At 39.1% G+C, this 238-nt stretch carries 1 protein-coding gene; it reads left to right on the forward strand.

Annotated elements, in window-relative coordinates:
* Nucleotides 1–238, forward strand: a 238-nt coding sequence (locus tag R0J87_RS24435; protein WP_498889637.1) for a transposase, incomplete at both ends; no start/stop codon positions are given.

Genomic DNA, 238 nt, shown 5'->3' on the forward strand with positions numbered 1-238 from the left:
CTTTCTCGCAAGACAAAGGATTCTGTTCGTTATGAAAAACAGCGAATCAAAGTCGCAAAACTACATGAAAAAGTGGCCAATCAGCGGAAAGATTTTCTTCACAAAAAGTCAAAACAACTGACATCTCAATACGATTGCGTGGTTATCGAAGACCTCGATATGAAAGGAATGTCACAAACTCTGAATTATGGTAAAAGTGTTGCGGATAATGGATGGGGCATGTTTGTGACATTCCTTG

The sequence above is a fragment of the Halomonas sp. SIMBA_159 genome (assembly GCF_046536035.1).
Lineage (GTDB): Bacteria > Pseudomonadota > Gammaproteobacteria > Pseudomonadales > Halomonadaceae > Vreelandella > Vreelandella venusta_A.